This is a genomic window from Vibrio sp. OPT46, from assembly GCF_015163535.1.
Classification (GTDB): Bacteria; Pseudomonadota; Gammaproteobacteria; order Enterobacterales; family Vibrionaceae; genus Vibrio; species Vibrio alginolyticus.
In genome coordinates this window covers 50,149-59,225 of record NZ_JADDYG010000005.1, presented here as the reverse complement: position 1 = coordinate 59,225, position 9,077 = coordinate 50,149, and the positions used below count along the sequence as shown (strand labels likewise).

Here is a 9,077-nt window from a genome sequence, read left to right as displayed (position 1 = left end):
GCCGCTTGGATTGCGATATCAAACATTTGGCGAGGGATGAATTCTTTCATCTTCTCTACCAACTGACGACCGCGAGTCTGAGACTGATCTTTGTGTGTGATCATCGCCAATGCATCAACAGTGTCACCGTTAAGAAGAACGTCTACACGTACCATGTTCGAAGCTTCAAAACGCTGGAAGTTGTAATCCAAAGATGCGTAACCGCGTGATGTTGATTTCAGACGATCGAAGAAATCCAGTACCACTTCAGCCATTGGAATATCGTAAGTCACAGCGACTTGGTTACCGTGGTAAACCATATCAACTTGACTGCCTCGCTTTTCAACACACAGTGTGATTACGTTACCTAGGTACTCTGAAGGCACAAGGATGTTACAACGCGCAATCGGTTCACGAATTTCTTCAATGTCATTGATCGCTGGTAGTTTTGCTGGGCTATCAACATACAGCAGATCGCCATCCGTCTTCTCAACTTCGTAAACTACCGTTGGTGCTGTGGTGATAAGATCCAAGTCGTATTCACGCTCTAGACGCTCTTGGATGATTTCCATATGCAGCATGCCAAGGAAACCACAACGGAAACCAAAGCCAAGTGCCGCAGAGTTTTCTGGCTCGTAGAATAGCGATGCGTCGTTTAGGCTTAGTTTGCCTAGTGCGTCACGGAAGTTTTCGTAATCGTCAGAAGATACAGGGAACAGACCTGCGTAAACCTGAGGTTTAACTTTCTTAAAGCCAGGTAGCGGTTTATCACAACCATTCTTCGCTAGAGTCAGCGTATCACCAACAGGGGCACCAAGAATGTCTTTGATACCACAAACAACCCAACCTACTTCACCAGTACGAAGGGTATCGGTATCTACTTGTTTTGGCGTAAAGATACCAAGGCGGTCTACACCCCAAACTTGGCCCGTACTCATCACTTTGATCTTATCGTTCTTCTTCAGTTCGCCGTTTTTAATACGCACTAGAGAAACAACGCCAAGGTAGTTATCAAACCATGAGTCAATGATCAGCGCTTGTAGTGGCGCATCTGGATCACCTTCCGGTGCTGGAATCGCTGACACAATGTTCTCTAGAACGTCATCAACACCAATGCCTGTCTTCGCAGAACAGCGGGTTGCTTCCATTGCATCGATACCAACGATTTCTTCAATTTCTTCCGCTACACGCTCAGGATCGGCTGCTGGTAGGTCAATCTTGTTCAAGATTGGCACAACCTCTAGATCCATTTCGATCGCGGTGTAACAGTTAGCCAGTGTTTGAGCTTCAACACCTTGACCCGCATCCACAACCAATAGCGCACCTTCACAAGCCGCTAGAGAACGTGATACTTCATATGCAAAGTCAACGTGCCCCGGAGTATCGATGAAGTTCAGCTGATACGTCTCACCGTCTTTAGCGGTGTAGTTTAGCGTCACACTCTGAGATTTGATGGTGATGCCACGCTCACGTTCAAGATCCATAGAATCCAGAACCTGTGCGGCCATTTCACGATCGGTTAACCCGCCACAAACTTGGATTAGACGGTCTGATAGGGTCGACTTACCATGGTCGATGTGGGCGATAATCGAAAAGTTACGAATGTGCTTCATAGATTTAGGGTGACTAACTCTTTACAAATAGGGACAGTAAGAAACGCCATCTACTGACGGCATTTCAATCAAGTTGGCAGATTCTACCGAATTTCGTTAACGGGCGCACGTAATTTAAAGTACATACCCAAATAACCTTTAGTGGAGGGGGACAGCACTTACTGGATTGGCTCTCCAAGTACCCGAACGAGGGTAACTTGGCGCTTAGATTCATCTTCTAACGGACGAGAAACACGTTTTGCGATCCACATTCCACCAGCGGCAAACAATACCGATGCCAATATGATGATGCCTTCCCCGCCGGCTGTCAGCGGCGCTAATAGGAAGTGACCAAACATCGCACCGATAATCAAACCAAACAATGGCAGTAAATAAACCGCCATTGCTGATTTTATTAGGCTCGACTCAGGAAAACCAATCTCGACGACTTGACCTATTTTCACCGATTTATCCGTGCGCAGGTGCCAAGATAAACTCTTGTTACCAATGGCTTTAGTAACAACGCCCGTTCCACAGCTTTTCTGTGAAGAGCAACTACTGCAACTGGTCTGCTGTTCGCAACTTAAATCAATTTCGTATTGCTTGCCGCGACGATGCACGTCTGTCACGGTAGCCAACGCGGTCATCATTGTTATTTACTCTTTGTTACATTAAATGTGACAGATTGGGCTATACGCTGTGCTGTGGTCGGTGGAATGTCTCCTACAACAGAGATTTCATGTTGACCGCTCACAAAACTGTGTAGCGTTCTTCTGCCTTGGCGAACCAACTGCCCTTTTAACGAATGCTCATCCTTGTTTGCTACGTAAACAGAGAAGCTAAACAGACCATCAGAATACAGCTGGCTCTCCACCATTTGGTTAGTAACGGCCATACGATAGCGGTTGAGCTCGTTCGGCTCGAAACCCTCAGGGATCCAACCAACCTGCCAATTACTGGTCCCAATATCGCCTTTTGGCATGGTGAGAACAGCAGGTAATTGAACATCTTGCAGGCCACTCATTAACTCTGCGATTTTTGGGTTTACCGTGTAAGAAATAGTGCGATATTGTTCAAGCATTTCACCATCGCGGTCCACAAGGTCGGCACGTAACGGCAATTTACTCTTTTCATCGATCCATAGTACGTATGAATAGCGCAGACCGTCTTTAGGAACAATACGCAGCACTTGTGTTGCCACACCAGCTTCACGAGCTCTACCCACTTTTACATAGTCGTAATACAAGTTTAGCTCATCGATATTGGTGTTGAGCATAGGCATAGTCGGAGCGACCATTTTACCTGACTCGATGGTGAACGGTTCTAAACCCGTTTCGATATAACTTACTTCAGTTCCGCGACGAATCACTTCACGCACTGGGCCACTTAAGTAGACAAGATGAGCATATTGATCGTCACCATGCGTGGCATGACGATACAGCAACGGCTCAATGCTGTTCTTTTTGATAAGGATATAAGAGAGTTCGTAACTTAAATTCTTACTCGCCTCGCTCATTTGATGCAATAAAGCCTCCGCTGGCTTATCACCAGCAAAGGCTTGAGAAGACATCATACTGAACAGAGCGCAAGCGCTGATCAGAAATTTTTTCATTCAATATCCGGATTCAGATTTGCATCTTGTTGAGATGCATCACTGTTAATTCGTAACTGCAATTCGTAGTCTCGCAGCATAGCATGAACACGCTTGCGCTGCTCTTGCATATTTGCCTCGCCTACAGAACGTTCTACAGACTCACGAGTCAAACTCACTGGTTCTGCGCTGCCAGCAAACGGAACCGTCTGCAATACAGGTAATTGATCTGTTTGCGGCGACATTGAATCGCTACCACCGTACTGCTGTACACCTAAAATAACAACAAGCGATACACATGCAGCAACAGCAACTTGACCAAACTGCGTCAACCAACCTGGCAACTGACGTTTTGCTTTTTGCGGTTCTGGTTGCGACTCTTTTGGCGTATCCGCAATTGAGATAACATTTGCACTGTGCGAATCAAACGCACGGTGTGCAGGTTCATCTTCTAACGCTAACGCCACGCTTTCAGCAATATTCCACTCAGGTTTTGCTGGCGCTTCGCCTCGCATCACATCACCAATCAGGTGATAGTTCTGCCAAGCATCACGGCTCTCTTGGTCTTGCTCTAACTCTTGAATTAAAGCCTTATCGACCAATTCTCCATCCATGAGAGCTGAAAGTTTTTCTTTGTCAGCCATTATTTTCACCATAGTTATTACTTGTACTAGCGTTGCAAAAGAGGTCTGATTTTCTTTTCCACCGCCTCACGAGCACGGAAGATACGCGATCGTACCGTTCCTACCGGGCAATCCATCACTTCTGCAATTTCTTCATAACTCAAGCCATCGAGCTCTCGTAATGTCATTGCGGTTTTTAAATCTTCAGGTAAAGCTTCGATTGCACTGAACACCACCCGTTGCAATTCTTTGGACAACGTTAAGTTCTCAGGGTTCGATATTTCTTTAAGTGCACTACCTGTTTCGTAAAATTCAGCATCTTCAGCATCGACATCTGTCGCTGGAGGTCTACGCCCTTGAGCAACAATGTGATTTTTCGCAGTATTCACTGCAATGCGATACAGCCACGTATAAAACGCACTTTCCCCACGAAAGCTAGGGATAGCTCGGTAAGCTTTAATAAACGCTTCTTGTGCTACATCTGGTACATCGCCAGGATTACTAACGTATCTGGAAATAAGATTACATACCTTATTCTGGTACTTTGTTACCAACAGGTTGAATGCTTGCTTATCGCCATTCTGAACTCGCTCAATCAATACTTGATCGGTCAGCTGCTCGTTCATTCGAGCGGATACTCCTATTTGTTATGCCCCTACTCTTCTCAGATATGGGTACTAATTATGCAAAACGTAGTATTGACACCACTGCTTACTTGAGCACTATTGTGACCCTAACGTGAATGAGAAAGTTCCATGGTTTCTCAAGTTTTTTGTCATTGTTTTTTCACAGTGTGATGTCTGTACCCAAATGACCACCGCTGCCTGACTTTAGTCTAAGTTTGACAAGCGAGCATCTTGGAGGGAAATGGGTATAATGAATGATCTCTGTCCCAGATTGTGCTGGGTCGAGCATGGAAAAGCAATGGCATTGACAAACTATTACTTTTCATTTGCATGGCTAATGGCTATCTGAACACCGCGTTACAAATTATAACTTAGGAAGCATGCTCATGCTCTGCATGAAAAAGAAGAGTGGCTCAGTCACCGCCGTAACACGGACGTCGATAGGTCTCCCAACTTAGCCCTTAGCGACAGATGTCGCGATAATGGAATGCACATGGTGTGCAAATAATACACAAGGTAACTTTGTTACCTTAGCTTGGGATTATAAAAGTTATATGAACACAAATCGTGAACATGAGTGTGATGTATTAGTGGTAGGGAGTGGCGCGGCAGGTTTGTCGTTGGCTTTGCGCGTTGCTAACCACTGTAAGGTGATGGTGCTGAGTAAAGGACCACGCAGCGAAGGGGCAACCTACTATGCTCAAGGCGGTATCGCTGCCGTATTTGATGAGTCAGACACCATTGATTCACACGTTGAAGACACGCAAATCGCCGGGGATGGTATTTGCGATGAGGAGACCGTAAGGTTCATTGCTGAGCATTCAAAAGAGTGTGTACAGTGGTTGATTGACGGTGGTGTCCCATTTGATCGTGAAGAAGATGACTCTGACGATGAACCTCGCTACCACTTAACTCGTGAAGGTGGTCATAGCCGTCGTCGTATTCTTCACGCGGCAGATGCGACAGGTATGGCGATGCAAACCTCCCTGCAAGATAACGCTCATAACCATCCAAACATTCATGTTCTCGAACGTCACAATGCTCTGGACTTAATCACCGAAGACAAAATTGGCGGTGATAAAAACAAAGTTATCGGTGCTTATATTTGGAACCGCAACGAAGAGCATGTCGAAACCGTGCGAGCCAAATTTGTGGTTCTCGCTACAGGTGGTGCTTCAAAGGTTTATCAATACACCTCTAACCCAGATGTGTCGTCTGGTGATGGTATTGCGATTGCTTGGCGTGCAGGGTGTCGTGTGGCGAATATGGAATTTAACCAGTTCCACCCTACGTGTTTATATCACCCAGAAGCACGTAACTTCTTGCTGACTGAAGCGTTGCGTGGCGAAGGTGCTTACCTGCGTCGTCCAGATGGCTCTCGCTTTATGCCGGATTTCGATGAACGTAAAGAGCTTGCTCCGCGTGACGTCGTGGCTCGTGCTATCGACTTCGAAATGAAGCGTTTAGGTGCCGACTGTATGTATCTCGACATCAGCCATAAGCCTGCTGACTTTATTACGAAACACTTCCCAACCATTTATTCACGTTTGATGGACTTGGGCATTGACATGACTAAAGAGCCAATCCCAATCGTACCTGCTGCACACTACACTTGTGGCGGTGTCATGGTGGATAGAAATGGCTGCACCGATCTGAAAAATTTGTATGCGATTGGTGAAGTTAGCTACACCGGCCTGCACGGTGCTAACCGCATGGCATCAAACTCACTTCTCGAATGCGTGGTTTATGCTTGGTCTGCGGCAAAAGATATTCTAAAACATCACACTAACGTTGAGCTACCCTCACAGGTGCCATGTTGGGATGAAAGTAAAGTAACCAATAGTGATGAAGAAGTGATCATTCAGCACAACTGGCACGAGCTTCGTCTGTTTATGTGGGACTACATGGGCATTGTGCGAACTGACAAGCGTTTAGAGCGCGCCTTACGCCGTATCCAACTGTTGCAACAAGAAACACACGAGTACTACAGCAATTTCCGAGTGTCGAACAACTTATTAGAACTGCGTAACCTTTTACAAGTAGCAGAGTTGATGGTTCGTTGTGCGATGCAGCGTAAAGAGAGTCGAGGTTTGCACTACACGCTTGACTATCCGAACCAACTGGAAAACAGCGGACCAACGATTTTGGTTCCAGCTAAACAGCTTTAACTTTACAAATTAAACTAGGGAGCATTAGCTCCCTGTTTCATTTCCCATTGGCGTAATACCAAAGATAATTGACGATACTGCTCATCGTCACAGCTATCACGCCAAATCGTAACACTACGGCCAGATTGCAATTGGAATGTTATCTTGAATGGTGATGCCGATGTATCAACTCGCTGTAAATGACCCTTTTCGGACTCAATATCTTCCGAGTATTCGCCATACTCAAGGGCATCAAACCTAACCGAGCCATCGCAGTGCACATACCAATGCCCATGACTTGTAGGTTGAACAAGGCCTTGGCTTGAGAGAGCCTTAACAATCAGTAATAACAAATAAGTCGATAATACGAGCGGAATGCTAGAGAAGATAACAGCCCAAGTCATCAATAAGAAAAGTACAACATTGAAGACTCGGGCAGTCAGAGAGGGAGAAGCAGTAAAATTAACGAACTTTGCTGAGGTTATGGGCGACAATTTTATCAACCATTGCTGCATGACCTAAATTTTCGCTACGGCCATGCCCCATTACCCAAGTAAACAGATCAGGATCATCGCATTCAAGTAAAGAAACAAAGTCACGCTGCTCTTGTTCACTCAGAGTATCAAAGCACTCTTCAAAAAACGGCATAATTACTACGTCAAGCTCAAGCATGCCTCGACGACAAGCCCATTTAATACGCGCTTTTTCTTCCGGAGTGTACATTCACTATTCCTTCATAGATGTCTTGTTGTTAGTGCGGAGTGTAACAAGGGATGTGCTACGTCACTAGTGTGCGGGTCACAATACGATAGTGAAAGCAGACAAATGTTGATTCGTAAATCGCTCCCCTAGTATCTCAAGGTTATTTGGGTATAACATAGCGGAAAAATATCTTCAAAAGGCATTGTAATTATGGAATGGCAAACTCGTTTTTCAGCATTACCTCTCTCAACTCAAGACGCACTTCCAGAGTTATCTATCTCACTGCTGGATAACTTCGGCATGATCACCATGATCGGTGATGATAAAAAATCATACTTACAAGGTCAGGTTACCTGCGATGTTGTTTCTTTAGAACAAGACCAATCAACACTGGGCGCACATTGTGATGCGAAAGGAAAAGTGTGGAGCGTGTTCCGCCTTTTCCATCATCATGATGGCTACGGCATGATCCAACCAAAATCGGCGATTGACGTAGAACTTAATGAAATAAAGAAATACGCTATTTTCTCTAAAGTAACGATTGAAGCTTCTGATGACGTTATCTTAGGTGTTGCTGGCGTCAAAGCCGACGAATTCATTTCAACAATGAGCAAGACAACTGGCAGCGTTCGCCCAGTTGACGGTGGCACAGCAGTGCAAGTTGCACAAGATCGCTGGTTACTGATATTAAGTGCGCCAGAAGCACAGCAAATCGTTGAAACTACCGACGCTGTCTTTACGACAAATGAGCTTTGGAATCGTTTCGATATTGAGGCAGGTTTACCATTTGTCTCTGCATCCGCGCAGAATGCTCACATTCCACAAGCACTTAACGTGCAAGCTTTAGGAGGCATAAGCTTCACAAAGGGCTGCTACACGGGACAAGAAACGGTAGCACGAGCGAAGTATCGCGGTACCAATAAACGTGCGATGTATATCGTAAAAGGTGCAACTTCTGCTCCATTCAGTGACGAACCAATTGAGCTCGAACGCAGCGTAGGTGAAAACTGGCGTTCAGTAGGTGCTTTATTAAATCACTACCAGTTCAGTGACAATCACGCGATTGGCCTGATCGTGCTGCCTAATAATCTCGATGAGGACACTCGTCTTCGTTTGGTTGCGCAACCAGAATGTGAATGGACAATCGAATCACTGCCTTACAGTCTTGATGATGAGTAATACAATCAATACTCCTTTGATGCAATTTCTCAAAGACCAACACATTCCGTTTCGTCTGTTACCGCATCAAAGACCAGCAACCACCATTGAGGATGCCGCGCACCAACGCGGCATTCGCCCCTCTCAAATGGTGAAAGCAATCTTGCTACGAGACATGGGTAATCAATATGCACTCGCCTGTGCGCCAGGTGATCGTAGCGTTGATCCCAAAAAAGTGCGCTCGTTACTGAAATGTCGCCGGATGACTTGTGTTGATCAAGCCGATGTTGAGTCCATCACTGGTTACAAAATTGGTACTGTCACTCCTCTGCTACTAAAACGTCATATGCCAATCGTGTTCGACCCTAGCTTACTAGAAGAACAGGAAGTCACGATCAGCAGTGGCGATCGCATGGCTGGACTGGCGCTTTCTATCCAAGATCTTATCCAATTGTGTCAGCCGACCGTAGCTGAGATCTGTCGTTAATCGTCTAAAAACAATGTAATGACACGTAGTGTTTCTATCACTGCGTGATCTCGCTCATATCTACAAAAATAGACATTAGAATTTTTAATCACATATAAAACATAAATAGTCACAGGAATAAAACTCGTATATGCTGAATTTGTTGGTTAAGTTTCAAACAAGCACTTAACCG

The 9,077-nt window shown here is 45.4% G+C and carries 10 protein-coding genes; 3 read left to right on the top strand and 7 right to left on the bottom strand.

Features of this window, described 5'->3' with window-relative positions:
* From lepA to rpoE, 5 genes are all read right to left on the bottom strand, one after another.
* Positions 1–1,592, bottom strand: a 1,592-nt coding sequence (gene lepA / locus IQR33_RS00425) for a translation elongation factor 4 (RefSeq protein ID WP_193843439.1), incomplete at its 3' end; no start/stop codon positions are given.
* Positions 1,593–1,750: 158 nt separating this feature from the next.
* The gene (locus tag IQR33_RS00420; protein WP_005384575.1) at positions 1,751–2,221 is read right to left on the bottom strand and encodes a SoxR reducing system RseC family protein; all 471 of its coding nucleotides are present in this window, start codon (positions 2,219–2,221) and stop codon (positions 1,751–1,753) included.
* 2 nt (positions 2,222–2,223) lie between these two features.
* Positions 2,224–3,183, bottom strand: coding sequence for a sigma-E factor regulatory protein RseB (gene rseB / locus IQR33_RS00415; RefSeq protein WP_005380941.1), 960 nt, complete (start codon positions 3,181–3,183; stop codon positions 2,224–2,226).
* Complete coding sequence (locus IQR33_RS00410; RefSeq protein WP_005380944.1) at positions 3,180–3,806, bottom strand: sigma-E factor negative regulatory protein; 627 nt, start codon at positions 3,804–3,806, stop codon at positions 3,180–3,182. The genes rseB and IQR33_RS00410 overlap by 4 nt, the downstream gene beginning before the upstream one ends.
* 26 nt (positions 3,807–3,832) lie before the next feature.
* The gene (gene rpoE, locus IQR33_RS00405; protein WP_005380946.1) at positions 3,833–4,411 is read right to left on the bottom strand and encodes an RNA polymerase sigma factor RpoE; all 579 of its coding nucleotides are present in this window, start codon (positions 4,409–4,411) and stop codon (positions 3,833–3,835) included.
* A 554-nt stretch (positions 4,412–4,965) separates the two neighbouring features.
* Here rpoE and nadB point away from each other — a divergent pair.
* On the top strand, positions 4,966–6,579 hold the full coding sequence (gene nadB / locus IQR33_RS00400) for an L-aspartate oxidase (RefSeq protein ID WP_005380947.1): 1,614 nt from the start codon (positions 4,966–4,968) through the stop codon (positions 6,577–6,579).
* A 14-nt stretch (positions 6,580–6,593) separates the two neighbouring features.
* Here the strand turns inward: nadB and IQR33_RS31990 are convergent, their stop codons facing one another.
* Complete coding sequence (locus tag IQR33_RS31990; protein ID WP_228010200.1) at positions 6,594–7,052, bottom strand: protein YgfX; 459 nt, start codon at positions 7,050–7,052, stop codon at positions 6,594–6,596.
* The gene (locus IQR33_RS00390; RefSeq protein WP_005380951.1) at positions 7,021–7,281 is read right to left on the bottom strand and encodes a succinate dehydrogenase assembly factor 2; all 261 of its coding nucleotides are present in this window, start codon (positions 7,279–7,281) and stop codon (positions 7,021–7,023) included. Before IQR33_RS00390 ends, IQR33_RS31990 begins: the two co-directional genes overlap by 32 nt.
* Before the next feature lie 189 nt (positions 7,282–7,470).
* Between IQR33_RS00390 and ygfZ the strand changes: the two genes are divergently transcribed.
* A complete protein-coding gene (ygfZ, locus tag IQR33_RS00385; protein ID WP_054577171.1) occupies positions 7,471–8,439 on the top strand; it encodes a tRNA-modifying protein YgfZ in 969 nt (322 codons plus the stop codon).
* Positions 8,432–8,905, top strand: coding sequence for an aminoacyl-tRNA deacylase (locus tag IQR33_RS00380; RefSeq protein WP_193838156.1), 474 nt, complete (start codon positions 8,432–8,434; stop codon positions 8,903–8,905). Before ygfZ ends, IQR33_RS00380 begins: the two co-directional genes overlap by 8 nt.
* Positions 8,906–9,077 lie beyond the last annotated feature (172 nt).

What these genes read in the sequence shown, in the direction of transcription:
- IQR33_RS00390 (WP_005380951.1), bottom strand. Translation starts at nt 7,281, where the DNA reads ATGTACACTCCGGAAGAAAAAGCGCGTATTAAATGGGCTTGTCGTCGA.
- IQR33_RS00380 (WP_193838156.1), top strand. Translation starts at nt 8,432, where the DNA reads ATGAGTAATACAATCAATACTCCTTTGATGCAATTTCTCAAAGACCAA.
- IQR33_RS00410 (WP_005380944.1), bottom strand. Translation starts at nt 3,806, where the DNA reads ATGGCTGACAAAGAAAAACTTTCAGCTCTCATGGATGGAGAATTGGTC.
- rseB (WP_005380941.1), bottom strand. Translation starts at nt 3,183, where the DNA reads ATGAAAAAATTTCTGATCAGCGCTTGCGCTCTGTTCAGTATGATGTCT.
- IQR33_RS00420 (WP_005384575.1), bottom strand. Translation starts at nt 2,221, where the DNA reads ATGATGACCGCGTTGGCTACCGTGACAGACGTGCATCGTCGCGGCAAG.
- rpoE (WP_005380946.1), bottom strand. Translation starts at nt 4,411, where the DNA reads ATGAACGAGCAGCTGACCGATCAAGTATTGATTGAGCGAGTTCAGAAT.
- nadB (WP_005380947.1), top strand. Translation starts at nt 4,966, where the DNA reads ATGAACACAAATCGTGAACATGAGTGTGATGTATTAGTGGTAGGGAGT.
- ygfZ (WP_054577171.1), top strand. Translation starts at nt 7,471, where the DNA reads ATGGAATGGCAAACTCGTTTTTCAGCATTACCTCTCTCAACTCAAGAC.